This is a genomic window from Acidobacteriota bacterium, from assembly GCA_028875725.1.
Taxonomy (GTDB): domain Bacteria; phylum Acidobacteriota; class Thermoanaerobaculia; order Multivoradales; family Multivoraceae; genus Multivorans.
This window is the reverse complement of record JAPPCR010000006.1, coordinates 1,874,773-1,892,451: the sequence shown is the minus strand read 5'-3', so window position 1 is coordinate 1,892,451 and position 17,679 is coordinate 1,874,773. Positions and strand designations below refer to the sequence as shown.

The window sequence follows — 17,679 nt, the reverse complement described above, 5'->3', positions numbered from 1 at the left end:
TGACGGAGTGTCGGGTCAGAGAGATTCTGCTTGTGCCGGGAGAGTTCGGGGGTCAGACGGCGGGGGCCTCGGTCGCGGTGAGGCTGGCGCCCGAGGTCCCTTCGCCGGCCGCCTGCTGGCGGGCCCGGCGGCGAACCAGGAAGACGACCAGCAGCTCGATCGCGAGCACGATCAGGGCGGCGCGGAGCACAGGACCCGCCACGGCCTGCTCGACGCTCGGCTCGGTGTAGACGTAGAACCAGGACGATAGCGCTCGCTTGTTGCCGCGTTCGCGGTTGAAGCCGTCCCAGACGCTGAAGGCGACTGGCGTGTACTGCTCTTCGGCGAAGCTGACGCCGGCTCGCGACGAGCGGCGCCGCTTGTAGGTCACGGTCCACGCGCCCTGGTCGTAGGAGGTCACCGCCTCGACGATGTCCGCCTCGGTCGGCTCGATCGCATCGCTGCCGCGGCCCCGGAAGGTGTCGGCGACCCCGTAGGTCAGGTTGACGAACCAGAGGTCGACGGGGTTCTGTGCGTCGCCGTACAGGAAGTACGGCTTGAGTTCGGGGGACTCCGCGGGGGCCAGTGAGGCCGGGAACTGCAGCGCCACGGCGTCGGAGAACTCGGCGCCGGAGGGCCCTGCGTCGGCGGCGCCGAAGAAGTCGTCGCCGCTATCGCCGAAGAAATCGTCGCCACTATCGCCGAAGAAGTCCTCTTCCGCGGGCGCTTCCTCGCCGCCGAAGTCGCCGAAGAAGTCGTCGGAGTCGCTCCCGTCGTCGCCCGAATCGTCGCCGATGCCGTTGTCCTCGTCCCACATCGGCACTTCCAGGCTCGGGTTGTTGCGGCCCGAGGTGTCGGCGCGCAGATCGTGCCAGCGGACCCGGAACGTGATCTCGTCGCGGTTGTAGATCGCCTGGGCCTCGATCGAGGTCACGGAGGGGAAGAAGTTGCGCCCTGGTTCGCTGATCTGGCCGACCAGGGGGAACCGGGTCGTCGGCGCGGATCCGAACAGCGCGTCGAGTGTTTCCCCGTCCTGCAGATCGATCGGCTCCTCCGAGTAGACGGCCGTGATCAGGGTTCCGTAGTTCGGGTCGTCGCCGTCGCCGAGCGAGTAGACGTAGTTCACCAGGTGCTGGCGATCCTCGACCTCGAGCGAGTCGGCGTAGGAGGGCATGGGCGTGCCGTTCAGCCCGGTGGAGAACGTGCGGTAGATGTCCTCCTTGGTTGGGCCGCCGCGGTAGGTCCAGCGCTGGGTCAGGTCGGCGACCTTGATCGGGTCGCCCTTGTCGTTGACCAGGGTCGGCGCCGAGGGACCGTCGCCCCGTCCGACCTCGCCGTGGCAGGCGGCGCAGCCCTGCTCCTCGTAAACCACGCGGCCGCGGGCGACCGACTCCTCGGTCGACTCGAGCGGCCGGGGAATGTCGATCGGGTCGCCGTAGCGGTCGGGGTTCTCGAAGTCGGGCGAGAAGGACTTGATGTAGTAGATGACGTTCTCGATCTCAGCGCTGGTCAGGTTCGGCCAGCCCGGCATCGAGGTGTAGGGGGCGCCGATTTCGATGATCCGGCGCAGATCGTCGTCCGTCGGCAGCATGCCGTTCGGTGTGGTCCGGAACTTGTAGGTGCCGGTCGTGAAGTCGCGCGGCTTCGGCTGGACGCGCGGCGTGGCGTAGCCGTTGCCGTCGCCGGTGTCGCCGTGGCACTGGCCGCAGTACTTGTCGTAGACGACCTTGCCGGCCGCCCGCTGCTCCTCGGTGCCGAGGTCGACCTGGGCGCTGGCCGGTAGAGCCACTAGCAGAGCGGCGGCGGCGAGCGTTGCCGCAGCCTGAGTGCGTCCCATGACGTGTCCGGTCATCAGTGCTGCCCCAGGGCGCGCGGCTCGTAACCGTTGAAGTCGTAAATGAACAGGTTGACGTCCCACATCTCCTCGTTGGTCAGGAACTTCTCCCAGGCCGGCATGGCGCTGTCCCAGGGAGTTCCCGAGGCGGGGAGGCCGGGGGCCCCCTTGGCGATCCGCCACTGAACGAAGGAGGACTGCAGGATCGGCAGCGTGCCGACGTCGTTGAAGTTGCTGGGCACCGGGTTCAGGCCGTGGGCGAACATGCCGTCGCCTCCCATGCCGTCTCCGTGGCACCAGAAGCAGTTCTCGTAGTAGACGCGGCGGCCGTTCTCCAGGTGCTTCGCGTACAACTCCGGATCGTCGTGCTTGTAGTGGAGGTACGGATTCTCGGCCGTTGCCATGTCGATCGTCTCGTCGTGGACGGTCATCTCCGTGGGCGGCGGCGGATGGACCTCCCTGCCGAAGCCTGGCGCCTCGAGAGGAACGGTCAGGTCGGCGTAGACGTTGTAGGCGGCCAGGGCTGGGAGCGCGACGAGAAGACCGGCCAGGGCCAGGCGGTAACGAGGCTCGAGAATCAGGCGCTTGATCGGCTGGACCGTCTCCGCCAATCGCTCACGGCTGGAAGAGGCGTAGCAGACCAGCGCGAGCCCGGTGATCCCCAGGTAGATCGTTGCGACGGACTGCGGGATCGGCACGGCGAAGCCGAACCTGAAGAAGGCCCACAGGGCGCCCAGGGTATAGAGGAGCCAGACGAGGGTGTTGGCCCGCCGCCAGGCGAGCACTCCGCCAATGGCGGCCAGTGCGAGAACAACGGGAAGGTTAAGTCCCCACATGATCGCTTCCTAGTGGTTGGGGGGCTGTGAACTGACCGCCTGGGGAGCAGTCAATCCGGACAACAGCTACGTGTTCGTGGATGTTCCTCATTCGTTCAGAAATTTCTGAAATCTGGAATCAGTAGCCGAGGTCGGTTTCGAGGGTCACGGTCGGCGTTCCGCCAAGGCTCTGCAGCCAGGCGATCACCGCTTTCATTTCGTCTTCCGAGAGGCTGATCGGCGGCTGGTCTATCGCCTGCATTCCATCCGCAAAGCCGGGAACGATGAACGCCGCCGGTTCGTAGAGGGACTGGGCCAGGTACTCAAGGCCGGAGAGCCCTTCGATCTGGGTCGCGGCTCGGGCGCCGATTCCGTCCAGGTCCGGGTAGCGGAGCGGACCGCTCTGTCCGACCGTATGGCAGCCGACCAGGCACTGTCCCTTTCCGCTGGCGAGCTCTGCGCCGACCGCGACCAGATCTTCCGTCGTCATCTCGGCGCTGATCAGGACGGGCGGCGGCGGGTGGGCCTCTCTCTGCGGCACGATCTGGCCCAGGTACATGTAGAAGGCCGTGGTGCCCACCACCAGCAGGACCAGGCGGACCGGCATCGGGACGCTCAGCTTCATGCCGCCTGGCCCCCTTCGAGGCGCCCGCCGCCGTCAGCCGGAGTCCTGGGCTCCCAGTCTTTCTTGCCGCCAAGGCTGCTGAGCCAGAAGACGACGCCGAGCAGGCCGAAGAAGATGAGAACGGTGACGGAAACGACCTGGGTCGCGAAACCCAGGGTAGGCGTGTAGGCGTCCGGGGATGTGTCCAGGACCACGCCGTACACGTGCCATTCCTGGCGCAGCCCGGAGCGGACGTAGCCCATCAGTCCCATCAGCCAGGTGAAGCTGAGCGCGATGAAGATCAGCGCATACTGCGATACCGCCGGGATCTTGCCCCATTTCGTTTCGCCCGACTGCGTGGCGTTGCGGTACAGGGGCAGGTCGATCACCGTGATCACGACCAGCGCCGCGAGCACAGAGTAGACCTGCGGGATCGCGAAGCGGATGCGCGTCGCCGAGTCGACGAAATAGCCGTAGACGCCGTAGAAGATGACCAGCGCCGCCGCTGAGGAGAAGACGATCGCCTGTGCGCGGGTTAGTAGCTGCCGGTGCGGATGGACCGACTGTCTACCGGTCCGCCGATAGAGCAGGAAGCTCATGTAGGTCGAGAGGATCAGGATGTTGACCGCCGTGTTCTTGGCCGACATCTGCCCCAGGTAGGAAAGCTGCGGGTGGCTGCTGCCGCCCATCGCGGCGATCTCGGATACCGATGAGATGGCGTAGCGCGGCGTCGCCCAGACGGCGAAGCAGAGGGCAATCGCGATCAGCAACCACTTGATGAATTTCTGGAAGTGAACGCCGCCCTCCATGCGGCCCATTCCCAGCCAGAGGTAGTAGTTCGCGCCCAGGAACAGGTTGCCGATGAGAGCCGCCTGGATGACGAACAGCCAGGAGAAGGTGCCGCCCATCATCTGGATGCCCAGGGTCTGGCTGAAGGCGTAGATCTCGGCGGCCAGGTAGTAGCCCGCGAAGGGCAGGGGGAGGAAGGCGATGATGGCGACGAAGTTGCCGACGTAGCCCATCCAGTCGAAGTGGGCCTTCTCCTCGTCCGTCTTCGCCTGCAGGTAGCGGAAGGCGGCGTAGGCGGCGGCGATCGAGCCGCCGAACGCGACGTTGGCGATGATTCGGTGGATGTTGATCGGCATCCACGTGAAGTTGAAGAACGCGTCCCGGAGGCTCAGGAGGGCGCCGCTCTCCGAGACAGCGGAGACGAAGTCGGGCACACCGTCGCCGTCCACGTCGTCGCGCCTGCCGGGCGACATCATGAAGGTGAGCCAGGCGTTCGCGATGAACATGATCGCGGTGCCCACGATGTTCAGCATGAAGCCGAGGAACAGGTGCATCTTCGGCCCGAACTTGCCCCAGCCGTAGTAGTAGCTGTAGAGGAACAGCGCCTCCAGGAAGAACAGCAGGACGTAGGGCAGGAACGTCGGCGAGAAGATGTGCATCAGGTAGTTCGTGAACTTCGGGTAGAGGATGATCAGCCCGAAGGTCAGGAACGCCCCGAAGGTGGCGGTCATCGAGAACGAGACGGAGAGGAGCTTCGTGAACTCGTACGCGAGCTTGTTGTAGCGCTCCTCCTTCTTCACGTAGCCGACGAACTCGATGATGAAGGCGAACAGCGGCACTGCGAGGACGAACGCCGCGAACAGCAGATGGAGCTGCGCCAGCACCCAGACGGTGACCCGGCTGCCAACGAACGGGACCGTCCGGTACTCGGCCTCCTCGTAGGGTCTGGCCCTCGCTTCGGCTTCGTCCGCGGCCTGCTCGTCGACGATGCCCTGTTGGCGCGGCGTGAGCTCGGCCTCGCCCTGCTCTTCCTGAGCGGCGACCTGCCGCTCCGGCTGGCGGTACTCGTTGTCCACGAGGAATCCGCCCAGACGCACCGTGACGATCACGGAGACGAAGGCGAGAACGCCGATGCCGAAGAGGATCCTGTTTCTGGTCATCTGTTCCCCGGGCGCTACTGGCGTGCCGCCCGCTCCGCCTGCATCGTGCGGCGTTCCTGCTGCAGTTCACGGACGTAGGCGACGACCGCCCAGCGGTCCTCGACCGTCAGCGGGTAGCGGTAGCCCGCCATCAACCCGACGCCGTTCGTGATCACGTCGTACATGCGGCCGTCGTTGTAGGCGGTGATGCGTTCGTCGTGGAGGGAGGCGGTGGGGGTGCTGGCGCGTTCGAACAGGATGCCCTGGCCCGTGCCGCGCTCGTCGTGGCAAGGCTGGCAGTAGATGGTGTAGCGGTCTTCACCGCGGGCGAGGATGTCGTCGGTGACCGCGATGGGCGCGGATTCCAGGAAGTAGCCCTCGTCGTCGCGCCCGAACAGGAGGCGGTGGTCGACGTCGAGCTGCCCGCGCGCCACGGTGCCCGCGACAGGCTGGCGCATCGCCATGCCGTCGTAGAAGAAGGCGCTCGCCTCCTGAGGGTCGTAGCGCTCCTGGTAGTCCATGTTCGGGTTGGGGTGGATCGGCGGAAAGGGCGACGGCATGCCCCGGCAGCCGAGGAGCAGGAGGACGGCGGCCAGGGCCGCGGCTTCGGGCAGCCGGCGCATCAGTGCGCTTCCTCGCCGCCGCCGTGGTCTTCGGCGGGTGGCGGCGCCGGCGTGATCTCGCGGTTCGGGTGGCGGATCTTCGCGAGGTAGGTGGTGCGCGGCTTCGTGTGCAGGTCGTCGAGCAGGTTGTAGTTGCGGGGGCTCGCCTTCGCCTGGGAAACGCCGCTCGCCGCGTCCGTGATGTCGCCAAAGCGGATCGCCTCGGCCGGGCAGGCCTGCTGGCACGCGGTGACGACGTCACCGTCGGCCAGACCCCGCCCGTCCTGCTTGGCGTCGACCTTGGCGCGGCTGATTCGCTGGACGCAGTACGTGCACTTCTCCATCACGCCCCGGGAACGGATCGTGACGTCCGGGTTCTTGCCCAGCTTCATCACCTCGGGGGTGTCCTTGGTGAAGTTGAAGTAGTTGAAGCGCCGTACCTTGTAGGGGCAGTTGTTCGAGCAGTAGCGGGTGCCGATGCAACGGTTGTAGACCATTGCATTCAGCCCTTCGCTGTCGTGCACTGTGGCCGCGACCGGGCAGACCTGCTCGCAGGGCGCGTTCTCGCACTGCATGCAGGGCACCGGCTGGAAACTCGTCTGAGGCTCGGACGGGAGGTCGTGGACGAGGTCCCGGAGCATGCCGCGTGATTCTCCCTCGTCGGAGAAGTAGCGGTCGATGCGGAGCCAGTGCATCTCCCGGCCCTCCATCACCTGCTCCTTGCCGACGATCGGCACGTTGTTCTCGCTCTGGCAGGCGATCATGCAGGCGTTGCAGCCGACGCAGGCGTTCAGGTCGATCGTCATGCCCCACTGCGGCGAGTCCTGGTAGGTCCACTCGTCCCACATCGAGTTCTCGTGCGGCTTCTCGCTGTGGGCTGTCGCGAAGTCGGGATGCGCCTCGAAGTAGTCGAGATCGGCCTCGCGGACGATCGGGCGACCCTCCATCGAGTGGTGGTCCTGGGTCTGCGCCAGCGGATAGGCGCCGCCGGTCGGGCTGAGCGTCCCGCGGGCGAGATCGGGCGCCTCCGAGGTGCGCAGGAGATAGGTGTTCCGCCCGGGAGCGCGGCCCCCGGCGTTGGCGGCGCTCGCGATCCGGCCCGGGAAGTCGCGGCCGTAACCGAGGTCGAGCGTCACCGTGTTGTCCGCCTGTCCCGGCACCTGCCAGACGGGCAGCTCGAGCTCGCGCCCGCCGGAGGCCACCGTGACGAGGTCCTCGTTCTCGAGGCCCAGCGCTCCGGCGGTGGTGGGGCTGATCAGCGCGGCGTTGTCCCAGGTCAGCTTGGTCATCGCGTCCGGCAGCTCCTGCAGCCAGCCGTTGTTGGCGAAGCGACCGTCGTGGACCGCCGGGGAACATCGGAAGACGACTTCCAGGTCGTCGCTCGCGGCGATCGCCTGGGCGGCGTCGCCCGCGGCTCGCACCGCGGCCGCGCCATCATCAGGGGCGATGGTGGGGAGATCGGCCGCCGGCGCGGCGCTGCCGTCCAGCAGGCCGTCGTGCAGCACCTTGCGCCAGGCGACTTCGAACTCTGAGAGGGCCACGGGGAACGGCAGCGACATCGGGTCGACCTGCACGGCCTCTTCCGCTTCGGTCTCTTCGACCTCGCCGTCAGCGGCGGCTTCGGCGTCTGTCTCGGCTTCTGGCGACGTCCCGGCGGCGGCCGCCTCGTCGGCGTCCTCCTCGAGCGGCAGGCCGAGAATCCCGGACCAGGTTTCGCGAACCAGATCGCGGCCGTCGCGGGACTCCCCCAGAGCGGCCAGCGCCAGCACTTCGGCGAGGCTCTTCGCGCCGTAGAGCGGCTCGATCAGAGGCTGCACAACGCTCGCCGTGCCATCGGTGGCCCGGGCGTCGCCCCAGCTCTCGAGGTAGTGGGCGAGCGGCACGTGCCAGCGCGCGAAGCGGCTCGTTTCGTCCCGGTAGGCGCCGACGTGGATGACCGCGCCCGCGCTGCCCAGGCTCTCCAGGGCGGCGGAGAAGTCGAGGTCGGCGGGAGCGCTGTAAGCCGGGTTGGCGCCCAGGACCAGCAAACGGTCGACCGCGCCTTCGTGGATCGCCGCCGACAGGGCGGCGAGGTCCTCGTCGCTCGAAGTGCCGCTGTCGGGCGTCCGGTGGTACGTCACGGTCGAGCCGGCGTTGCCGAGCGCCGAGTTCAGGGCGTAGACGGCGGCGTGGACGGCTGCCGGCTGGCGGTTGCCGGCGACGATCAGGCCGGCGCCCCGGTGGGCGACCAGATCCTGCGCCAGCGCGTCGACCCAGGCGTCGTCGATGTCTCCGGCCGGCGCGCCGGCGTCAAGCGGCAGCTCCAGGCCGTGACCAGCGAGCGCGCTGCCGAGCCGGGCGACGAAGGTTGCGACGCGACCGCTCTGTACCCGCAGGCGGTGGTCCGCGTTCGCCGCCGTGACCGAGTGGACACCGTCGACGGCGTAGTGCCGCAGCGGGCTGCCGCCGCCGTCCTCGCTCACGCGCCGGGCCCGGGAGTAGCCGCGCAGGTTGCGGACGCTGTCGCCCTCGGTGCTGAGGAAATCGGAATCCAGGGTCAGCAGGACCTGCGCGCGGTCCACGTGGTACAGCGCGTGGACGTGCTCACCGGCGGCGGACGCCGTCCCCTGATCGGCGTTCTCTTCGCTCACCGGTTCCCAGGTCACCCATCGGGCCTGCGGATAGCGGTCGAGAAGCGCTTCCTTGAGCCGGACCAGGGTCGGCGACGAGGACGGCTCGGCGAGGATCGCGAAGCCCGTGCCGTCGGACGCCGGACCGAGGTCGCCTTCGGTCCAGGCGGCCACGAAGTCGTCCCAGGAGGACGCCTCGTCGCCGAACCGTACGGACTTCGACCGGTCGGGATCGTAGAGGTCGAGCATCGAGGCCTGAGCCCACACGCTCGACGCGCCCTCCGAGAACGGATGAAGCTCGTTGCCTTCGACCTTGGTCGGCCGGCCTTCGTGGCTCTCGACCAGCAGACCGAGTGCCCGGCTGCCGAACGGCATCGTGGTGGCGTAGGCCAGCGGAACGCCGGGGACCATGCCCTCGGGAGCGTCGACGTAGGGGACGATGTGCTCGACGGGACGGCGGATGATGTCGCAGCCGGTGAGGCCGGCGAGCGACGCGGTCCCACCCAGCATGGCGAGCACGCTGCGCCGGCTGACGCCGTCCTGCAGCAGCTCGGGCGGCGCTTCCGACGCACCCTCCGGGAACTCCCGTTCGAGGACGGCGACCGGCCCGGAATCGCCCTGTAGTTGCTCGAGGCTACGCCAGTAGGTTCTCTCCGGCCGATTGCCGTTGCCAGCGCTCATCGGTGGCACCCCGTGCAGTCCTCGGGCGGCGCGAGCGACCGTTCCGTGATCGCCAGTTCGGCGAAAGCCGCGTGGTCGCCGGTCGGTATCCACTCCATGTCGGTCACCGCCTCGAGCGGACGCAAATGCGGACCCGGGTCGCGGTGACAGTCGAGGCACCAGCTCATACTCAGAGGCTCCACCTGGTAAACGACCTCCATCTCGTGGACCGGACCGTGGCAGGTCCGGCAGCCGACGCCGGCCCCGACGTGGACGCTGTGGTCGAAGAAGGCGTAGTCGGGCAGGTTGTGGATGCGTACCCAGCGCATCGGACGATCCTGCTCGATGCTCTTGCGAATCGGCTCCAGCAGTTCACTGTCCCGGGCGGCGACGTGGTGGCAGTTCATGCAGACCTGGGTCGGGGGGACGTTGGAGACCGCCGACTCCTCAACCGAGGCGTGGCAGTAGCGGCAGTCGAGGCCGAGTTCGCCCACGTGGAGGGCGTGGCTGTAGGGCACGGGCTGCGCCGGGCGGTAGCCGACATCGGTGTATTCGGGCGAGAAGAACCACCAGATGCCGCCCACGGCAATGGCACCGACGACCGGCAGGGCGACCGCCGCGTACAGCGGTAGCCTGAGGGTCCACTTGGGGAAGATCTGAGGCAAGTTTCCGTACCTTGAAGCAGGGTACGAAGCCCTGCCTGTCCTGCGGTCGCGCGGAGTGTACAGCGTGCTATCGAGGCGGTCAAAGCCCAGCCTTGTCCCATGAGAGATGAGCCTGAAGGGGCGATGTCAATCCCACGAGAGATGAGCCTGAAGGCGGGCTGGAGATCATCGGAGGATGATCGTGCCGCTTCAGACCCAGCGTCTTCAAACCCTGGATCATCTTCGGCATCAGGTGCTGGTGGGGGGCTCCGCTGCTTCACCGTCCCGGCTAGTCGGGTGAGGTGGACTTCCTCGGGGTGACCGTGGGGAGGCGGCATCGTCGGCCGGCTGCCACGAACTCGGCCTTGTGCCCTTCGACCGGTCCGGCGGCGAGTCGCACTTCAACACTCTCGCCGACCGCTACCCGTGGCGCTCCACGATCCTCACCTCCGATTCTGCTTCTCCGAGCAGGTACGGAGCGGCTTGAGACCTCCGAGTCTCCTGTGTATTGAGCCACTACACGCGGTTGACACGATTGACGGGCCTGCTAAGCTCGCCCGCACCCATAACCGGGAGGTCCTCCACAACCAGGGAGGTCCTCCAATGAGGAAGAACCGTTGGTTCCGCGGCCCGCTGCTGAGCGGGCTTTTCTTGTCACTTCTGGTCGCAGTCTCTGCGGCCGCGACTGTGGCGCAGACGCCAGACACGGCTGCTCCGCCTTCGTCGGAGGCGCGCGACGCACTCGTCAGCGATCTGCTCTACCGCGTCGAGTCCGCTTACAACGACGGCGACGCCTCCTTCTTGAACAAGCTGCTGCCGCTGGCCTACGCGGGCGGCCCTTGGGACGACCTCAGACTTGTCGAGGTTCCTCCGGAGCCAGCTTCTCTGGACGACATGCTGGGTTACCTGAGCAGGCGCGTGCCCGAGTTGGGAACCGAAGGCCTTGTCCTGCTATCGACCGGCGCAGATTTGATCCAGGCCGGGAGGATCGAGATTGGCGAAGCTCGTCCAGAAACTCAGATCGGTACCGCCTATCTCAGGGACTCGGATGCTAGGGTCCTTCGGCAAGTCACACCGACAGGGTGGTGGAGTTGCACGATGGACTACCTGGGTGACGTCAATGGCTGTTGGCAGAGGTACTTCAACTGCATGAATCCGGGGTCGCGTCCCGGTGGAGCCCCGAACGAAGAGTGGTGCAAGACCCTGCTTGACGCGTGCCTTGAAATCGCTGGAGAGCGGTACAGAATCTGCCGCAGACCGGAGGAGTATTGATCGGAGAACAGTTGAGCCTCTTTGAATGGTTGGCGAGCACTACGGACGGGCAGCACCACGAGGTCACTACGGCCTTTCGGGTCTTCGCGACGGCTTCGTTGCTTACGTTCAGTGTGCTGTTCGCGATGACGGGGAAACTCGTTGTCGATGCATGGAGAGCACTGCGAGATGAGCGCCGCCATCGCCAGGCTAGTTCATAGAGAGGGCAGACTGGCTTCAGCCTAGCTCTGATCGCCCGCTGTGGCTAGCCGCAGTGCGTGCACTGCGGCTAGCCACATGGGCAGAGCTTGTTGCTTGGGGGATCTCCTTCTCCCTGCTCTTGCGAGCCTGCAGCGTGCGGATATGCCGCTTGCACCGGTTCACTGCAAGCCCGTGGCCATTTCGGTGTAGATCACCACAGGCTTGGTCACTGAAAGGGACGGGCCGTCGATAGTCTCGGGGCATGGTCCCAGAAGTCGTCAACCGGCCGGAAGAACCGAACAGTCTGCGCCGACGCTTGCTGAACCCATGGGTTCTCGCGGCGCTGGCAGGTCTCGTCCTGATCCCGGCGATCAGGCCGTTGCTCCGGTTCGAGCCCGACCCCCCGCCGGTGCTGCGGCAGTTGCCCGACTGGCGACTGGTCGACCAGAACGGTGAGTCGTTCGGTAGCGGCGATCTGGCGGGCGAGGTCTACGTGGCCTCATTCCTGTTCACACGCTGCGCCACGGTCTGTCCGCGCCTCACGGCCTCGCTGCGCCAGCTGGACCGGCGCTACCGCGAGGAGGGGGTCGAGGGCGTGAGGCTGGTCAGCTTTTCAGTCGATCCGGAGCACGACACGCCGGAGCGGTTACGCGACTATGCCGGGAGCCGGAGCCTGGACCTGGAGCGCTGGAGCCTCCTCACCGGCGCCGAGCCGGAGGTGCGCTCGATAGTTGTCGACGGTTTCGCCCTGCCCATGGGAGAACGGCTGGACCTGGCCGGCGGTCTGGTCGACGTCGCGCACGCGGCGCGGCTGGCCCTCGTCGACCGCGACGGCGCCGTCCGCGGCTACTACGCCTCGGACGCCGTCGGCCTGGACGAGGTCTTCCACCGCACCCGGCAGATCCTGGCGGAGTAGCGTCCTTATCCGGCCCGTTCCCGCGGTCCTGGCGGTTCCATCTCCTGGATCCACTGGCGGATCAGCTCTACTGCCTCGACGTCGACCAGGCCGCGGCCGATCTCGGGCATCGCGATTCCCGGGTGGGTCGACTCGAGCCGGTAGAGGAGGATGGACTCGTCGGGCTTGCCGGGGACGACGGCGTAGACACGGTCGCCGGTGCCGAGGCCGGCGGCGACGGGGTGTTTGTAGATGCCCAGCCGGGTCCGGTCACGATGGCCCTTGCGGAGATCGAGACCCGAGGTGCGGCCGCTGCCCGTCAGGTTGTGGCAGTGGGCGCAATTGACGTCGAGCCAGGTGCGCGCCCGCTCATCGACGCTGCCGGAGGGCGCGACGTTCCAGACCGGCGCCCGCGGCGCTTCCGCGGCCGGCGGCGCGCCTTCGAGAAAGCCGATGCGTCGCCATCGCTCCAGTTGGTTCTCCTCGAGGGTCGTCCCGTCGGGGTCGGGGTACGTGTACTTTCGGTTCAGTTGCGCCGCCTGGGGCCCGATCGGCAGCACGCGCTCGCCGTCCGTCCGGTGGCAGGTCTTGCACTGGTTCGCGTTCGGCACCCGGTACGTGTGTTCGATCCTCGCGCCTCCGGCATCGATCCATGACACCTCGATCGGCCCGCCGACGATCTCGAGTTCGGCATCGGTCAGCTCGGCGTTCCAGATGTACGGCAGGCCCACCCAACCGCCCGCCTCGTGGACGAGCAGTCTGGTCTCCAGCGGCCGCAGGCCGTCCTGCGGAACCCGGAAGTCCGCCGGGTAGGCGAAGGTCTTCGAGATGACCGTGCCGACCGGGAACTCGAACGGGCCCTCCTCGCGGTACAGGGCGGGTTCGACGTCGCCGTTTGGCCCTTCCGGCAGGCGCACGAAGCGGAACTTCAGTGCGTAGTCCGAGAACAGAGCCGTGTTCAGGTCGTAGGGCTCGACGCCGGCGGCCGGAACGTGGCTCGCCAGCTCTCCGTCGAACAGGCCCCAGGCAGAGAGCCTCTCCGGGTAACGGGCGAACGGTCCTTGACCGGAACCGCCCTCGCCGGCCGCGCAGCCCGCGAGCGCGAGTGCGGCGATCGCCAGTGCCGCGGCCGGGACGCTACGGAGCGCCACCGGTCGCCGCGCCGAGATCGACCGGCTGGGGTACGGCCGGCAGCGCACCCTGATGCGCCGCCAGGTCCGTGCTCACGTTCGGCTCGCCGCCCGCGAAGACGGACCCGAGATCGAGGTTCACGAAGTCCGCGTCGCCGTTGTTCTCGATGTACAGCCGCAGGTCAGCGGGCACCTCGCCTTCGACCAGCTTGTCCGGGTTCGAAACGCCGTCCCAGACGATGTCGGGGAAGGCGCCGCCCGCGAGGGCGACGAAAGCGTCCGCGAAGTCGCCGTTCGGGCTCTCGCCGCCGCCGACGAACTCGTTGCCGTGGATGTAGACGCCCTCGGTGTAGGGGTCGTAGCCGGGATCGTTGTAGGCGCGACCGGTCGAGAGGTAGGAGATCACCGCCAGATTCGAGTTCTGGTTGTTGTGGATCCGGTTCTCGAACAGTTCGACGTTGTCGCTCGCCATCACGATGATCCCCGAGCCGGCCGGGATCGTCGACACGATCGCGCCTTCCTTGCCGAAGTTCGGCAGGTTGTTCTCGACGATGTCGTTGTCGTAGACGCGGGCGTCGCGGCCGTCCTTGACCGGCAGTTCGGGCAGCGAGAAGACGAGCAGGCCGCCGGTGTTGCCGTGGGCCCGGTTGCCGTAGACGTCGGCGCCGGTCGTGTTCTCGATCTCGATGCCGGCCACGTTCTCCCAGGCCTCGTTGCGCCGGACGACGACGTTGGCCGACTGGCCGACGTAGATGCCGGCGTCAGAGGCGCCGCGCACCCGGCTGTCCTCGATCAGTACGTTCGTCACCTGGACGGGATAGAGCCCGTAGGCGCCGTTGTTCGTGTCGGGCCCGTTCGTCCATTCGACCCGGACACTCCGGAAGGCGGCTCCGGTCGTGCCCTCCACCTTGATGCCGTCGCCTCTCGTGTTCTCGACCGCGAGGTTCTCGACCGTGAAGTCGTCGGCGGTGGCGAGGATTCCCTCGCCTCCGGTCCCCGGGGCCTGCGATGAGAAGTCGAGAATCGTCTCGTCCATCCCCTGGCCGCGCAGGGTCACGCCCTCGACGTCGAGGGACAGGGTGGCGTCGAGCTCGAAGTACCCGGCGGCGAGTTCGATGACCGCTCCGGGCTCGGCCGTGAGCAGTGCTTCCTGGAGCGTCCGGTGGTCGTTGTCTCCGGGACGCAGCGTGGCGTCCTCCTGGGCGCAGGCTGCAAGCGCGAGCAGGCAGGCCGAGGTGCAGAGGCAGTGCTTCCGAATGGCAGAGGGGTGCTTCATGGCTGGGGTTCCATCTCCGGGTCGTTACCTGGCCGGGCGGGTCGTGCCATCATAGCTCCGAAAGGAGAGGTCCCAATGCCGAGAAGGATCGTAATCGCGGCGCTCGTGGCCGGCCTCGCGGGCGCGGCAGCCGCGGAGGACGACGGGCCGGTTCCCGAGCCGGAGCCGATCGGCACGATGAGCGAACTGATGATCAAGCTCATGTACCCGGCGTCGGACGCCATCCTCTACGTCGAGAGCCGCGCCCCGACCAACGAGGTCGAGTGGAACGAACTGCAGGCGCAGGCCCTCATCCTCGCCGAGTCCGCCAACCTGATCATGATGCCGAGCCGTGTCGTCGGCGACCGTGACGAGTGGATGCGCGACGCCAGGCTGATGTTCGACGCCGGCGCCGCCGCCTATGAGGCCGCCCTCGAGCAGGACCTGGACGCGCTGATCGCCCTGAACGAGCAGGTCTACATGTCCTGCGTCGTATGCCATCGCCGCACCCGGCCGGACTACGGGAGGAACTACAAGCGCTTCGAGGATCCGCCGGCCGAGGCCCTTCCGGCCGTGGAAGAAGCGCCTCCCGCGGAAGAAGGGCCGCTGCCGTAGGTCCGTTTCGCGGGCGACGCTGCTACGATCGACCGCTCAACCCCAGGAGGGCGGAGCATGAACTTGATCAACGCCTCGGGACTGCCGGGACTGATTGATGCTGGGAGGAGAGTCGCAATGTTGATCGAAGCTCGCAGGCGTTCGGTTCGGTACGTGGCATTGCTGCTCGCGGCCGCGATTCTTCCCGCAGGTCTCGCCGCGGACGATTCCAACGCGAATGTCTGGGACCGGGTCGAACACCACACGGTGAAGAACGGCGACGTAGGGATCCACTACGTCACCCTCGGCGAGGGCGAGCCGGTCCTCTTCATCCACGGCTTCCCCGACATCTGGTACAGCTACCGGCATCAGATGGCCGCTCTCGAAGGGGACTTCCGCGCCGCGGCGATGGACCTCCGCGGCTACAACCGGAGCGGCCAGCCGAAGCGGGTCGAGGACTACGCCATGCCTCACCTGCTGGCGGATGTGGCGGCCGTGGTCGAGGACCTCGGCGCGCCGATCAACCTGGTAGGCCACGACTGGGGCGGGGCGATCGCCTGGCGGTTCGCGATCGAGAATCCGGACAAGGTGAAGCGGTTGGTCATCATGAACCTCACCCACCCCCGCGGCTACGCGAACGTGATCGCGAACGCGACCGAGGAGCAACGTCGCAACGTGCAGTACGCCCGCAACTTCGCGTCGTCCGAGCCGGACGGCAGCCCGGTGCCGGAGGGGCTGCTCGGCCGGTACGAGAGCGAGGGCGAGAAGGTGGGCGGCCACTACCGCGAGGCGTTCTCCCGCTCCTACTGGGACGGCATGCTGAACTACTACCGGGCGAACTACGGCGGCGTCGCGGCCGGCGGCGAGCCGCCGAACCTCAAGATGCCGGTCCTTCAGTTCCATGGCCTGAAGGACACCGCGGTGGACAAGGACGGGCTCAAGAACACCTGGGACTGGGTCGACCGCGACTACACCCTGGTCACGGTGCCGACGGTCGGCCACTGGGTCCAGTTGGAGGCCGCGGACCTTGTCTCGAACACGATGCGCGCCTGGCTGCTGGCCAGGCAGTGAGGGCGCCACAGGAGATCGCAGCATGTCGATGACACAGCAAACCAGGCATTCCCTTCCGATCTTCCTGGCAGTTGCCGCGGCGGCCGTCCTGATCCTGGCCTGCGCACCGGCCCAAGCACCGGTGGCGGATGCGGCGGGCGACGAGCAGGCCGCGGCGGAAAGCGAACCGGGGCGGGAATACTACGAGATCCGCCGCTACCGTTTGGCGGACGAGGACAGCCGGCAGACCGTCCTCGCCTACCTGGAAAACGCCCTGGTGCCGGCGCTCAACCGGGCCGGGATCGACAGGGTGGGCGTGTTCGGAGTCGAGCCGCCCGCCGAGGCGGACGAGCCGGTCGACCCGGTGGATTCGCTTTCCGTGTGGGCGATCATCGCCTTCCCGACGGTCGGGGACTTCACGGCGATGAAGTCGACGCTGGAAGCCGACGCCGAGTACCTGGAAGCCGCCGCGCCGATGTACGCGACGCCAAGGCAGGAACCGGTCTACGAGCGCGTGGAGAGCTGGTTCCTGCGGGCCTTCAAGGGCATGCCGGTGATGGAGCTGCCGCGCCAGACCGCGGCCGGGCAGGACCGGATCTTCGAGTTGCGTCTGTACGAGAGCCACAACGAGGAGACGGCTCGCCGCAAGGTCCACATGTTCGACAACGGTGAGATCGACATCATGCGGGATGTCGACATGGCGCCCCTCCTGTTTGCCGAGCTTCTGATCGGCGAGGACGTACCGGCTCTCGTCTACATCCTGTCGGCCCCCGACATGGAGGCGCACCGGGAGCACTGGCAGGCGTTCGGCGGCCATCCCGAGTGGATCCGGATGCGCGACATGGACTACTACAAGGGAACCGTCTCGCGGATCGAGAACGTGTTCCTGCGGCCGACCGCGTTCTCCCAGATCTAGTCGCCGCCGGGGCGGGCCGGGCGCGGCCGGCTACTCGGACGTGTCGACTTCCGCGGCGCTACCCGGCCAGCGTACCCAGTAACCGTCGGCCCAGACCAGGTCCTCGTTGAACTCGGTACCGCGGAAGGCGCCGATCTCGTAGGTGGACTGCGGCTGCTCCGTGGCGGAGCCGTCACGGCCGCCGCTCCAGATGCCGATGACCTGGGTACTGAGAAGCTGGTCCGAGCCGGCGAAGCCGAACCGGTAAGGGTTGTTCCAGCCGTCCCGTTCGGGTACGTCCTGCAGGTAGAAGAACGTGTTCGACGGACGGAGGAGGGCCGAGAGGTCCGCGTGGGAGAAGTCGGGATAGGTGAACTCGCTCCAGCTGAACGTGGCGGTCGTGCTCGAGCCGGCGGCCGCGGCGCTGACCTGGTCGGTGAGCCACTGCATCCAGGCGGAGCCCACGGCCTTCATGTCGGCCTGGGTGCGGGTCTGGTTCGCGTTCTGCAATCCGGTCATCAGGTTCGGCACCAGCAGCGCGGAGATGATGCCGATGATCGCCACGACGATCAGGAGTTCGATCAGGGTGAAGCCGGCTTGCCGGCTGTGGGAGCGCGCTCCGGTCATCTTCGTGCTCCTTGCGTTGAAGTTCAGGTCCGGCCGCGGCGCGGTGGGGCGCGTCGCCGGCGGCTTACAGGATGATACGGGGCGGAGGGCCGCGGCGTCCAAGCAA

At 67.3% G+C, this 17,679-nt stretch carries 15 protein-coding genes; 5 read left to right on the top strand and 10 right to left on the bottom strand.

What is annotated here, in order from left to right; all coding sequences use genetic code 11:
• Positions 1-52 precede the first annotated feature (52 nt).
• From OXI49_09630 to OXI49_09600, 7 genes are all read right to left on the bottom strand, one after another.
• Positions 53-1,831, bottom strand: coding sequence for a c-type cytochrome (locus OXI49_09630; GenBank protein ID MDE2690760.1), 1,779 nt, complete (start codon positions 1,829-1,831; stop codon positions 53-55).
• Entirely contained in the window at positions 1,831-2,649 is an 819-nt protein-coding gene (locus OXI49_09625) for a c-type cytochrome (protein MDE2690759.1), read from the bottom strand. The genes OXI49_09630 and OXI49_09625 overlap by 1 nt, the downstream gene beginning before the upstream one ends.
• 118 nt (positions 2,650-2,767) lie before the next feature.
• The gene (locus OXI49_09620; protein ID MDE2690758.1) at positions 2,768-3,253 is read right to left on the bottom strand and encodes a cytochrome c; all 486 of its coding nucleotides are present in this window, start codon (positions 3,251-3,253) and stop codon (positions 2,768-2,770) included.
• Positions 3,250-5,181, bottom strand: a complete 1,932-nt coding sequence (locus OXI49_09615) for a cytochrome ubiquinol oxidase subunit I (GenBank protein MDE2690757.1) — start codon at positions 5,179-5,181, stop codon at positions 3,250-3,252. The genes OXI49_09620 and OXI49_09615 overlap by 4 nt, the downstream gene beginning before the upstream one ends.
• A 14-nt stretch (positions 5,182-5,195) precedes the next feature.
• The gene (locus OXI49_09610; protein ID MDE2690756.1) at positions 5,196-5,783 is read right to left on the bottom strand and encodes a cytochrome c; all 588 of its coding nucleotides are present in this window, start codon (positions 5,781-5,783) and stop codon (positions 5,196-5,198) included.
• On the bottom strand, positions 5,783-9,052 hold the full coding sequence (locus OXI49_09605) for a TAT-variant-translocated molybdopterin oxidoreductase (GenBank protein ID MDE2690755.1): 3,270 nt from the start codon (positions 9,050-9,052) through the stop codon (positions 5,783-5,785). Before OXI49_09605 ends, OXI49_09610 begins: the two co-directional genes overlap by 1 nt.
• Positions 9,049-9,696, bottom strand: coding sequence for a cytochrome C (locus tag OXI49_09600; GenBank protein ID MDE2690754.1), 648 nt, complete (start codon positions 9,694-9,696; stop codon positions 9,049-9,051). The genes OXI49_09605 and OXI49_09600 overlap by 4 nt, the downstream gene beginning before the upstream one ends.
• A 582-nt stretch (positions 9,697-10,278) precedes the next feature.
• Here OXI49_09600 and OXI49_09595 point away from each other — a divergent pair.
• Both OXI49_09595 and OXI49_09590 read left to right on the top strand, forming a co-directional pair.
• Entirely contained in the window at positions 10,279-10,947 is a 669-nt protein-coding gene (locus OXI49_09595; GenBank protein MDE2690753.1) for a hypothetical protein, read from the top strand.
• A gap of 442 nt (positions 10,948-11,389) precedes the next feature.
• Positions 11,390-12,043 (top strand): SCO family protein, encoded by a 654-nt coding sequence (locus tag OXI49_09590; GenBank protein ID MDE2690752.1) that lies wholly within the window; start codon positions 11,390-11,392, stop codon positions 12,041-12,043.
• Between the two features lie 5 nt (positions 12,044-12,048).
• On the opposite strand, the gene OXI49_09585 is transcribed toward OXI49_09590, so the two are convergent.
• Together OXI49_09585 and OXI49_09580 are read right to left on the bottom strand one after the other, a co-directional pair.
• A complete protein-coding gene (locus OXI49_09585) occupies positions 12,049-13,173 on the bottom strand; it encodes a hypothetical protein (protein ID MDE2690751.1) in 1,125 nt (374 codons plus the stop codon).
• On the bottom strand, positions 13,160-14,428 hold the full coding sequence (locus OXI49_09580) for a right-handed parallel beta-helix repeat-containing protein (GenBank protein ID MDE2690750.1): 1,269 nt from the start codon (positions 14,426-14,428) through the stop codon (positions 13,160-13,162). Before OXI49_09580 ends, OXI49_09585 begins: the two co-directional genes overlap by 14 nt.
• Before the next feature lie 75 nt (positions 14,429-14,503).
• Between OXI49_09580 and OXI49_09575 the strand changes: the two genes are divergently transcribed.
• The 3 genes from OXI49_09575 to OXI49_09565 all read left to right on the top strand — a co-directional run bounded on the left by OXI49_09575 (position 14,504) and on the right by OXI49_09565 (position 16,967).
• Positions 14,504-15,022 carry a hypothetical protein gene (locus OXI49_09575; GenBank protein ID MDE2690749.1) on the top strand — a complete coding sequence of 173 codons (519 nt, stop codon included), beginning with the start codon at positions 14,504-14,506 and terminating at the stop codon, positions 15,020-15,022.
• A 117-nt stretch (positions 15,023-15,139) separates the two neighbouring features.
• Positions 15,140-16,072: an alpha/beta hydrolase gene (locus tag OXI49_09570; protein ID MDE2690748.1), complete on the top strand. Its 933-nt coding sequence runs from the start codon at positions 15,140-15,142 to the stop codon at positions 16,070-16,072.
• Between the two features lie 22 nt (positions 16,073-16,094).
• On the top strand, positions 16,095-16,967 hold the full coding sequence (locus tag OXI49_09565) for an NIPSNAP family protein (protein ID MDE2690747.1): 873 nt from the start codon (positions 16,095-16,097) through the stop codon (positions 16,965-16,967).
• Between the two features lie 30 nt (positions 16,968-16,997).
• Here the strand turns inward: OXI49_09565 and OXI49_09560 are convergent, their stop codons facing one another.
• On the bottom strand, positions 16,998-17,573 hold the full coding sequence (locus OXI49_09560) for a prepilin-type N-terminal cleavage/methylation domain-containing protein (GenBank protein MDE2690746.1): 576 nt from the start codon (positions 17,571-17,573) through the stop codon (positions 16,998-17,000).
• Positions 17,574-17,679: the final 106 nt, after the last annotated feature.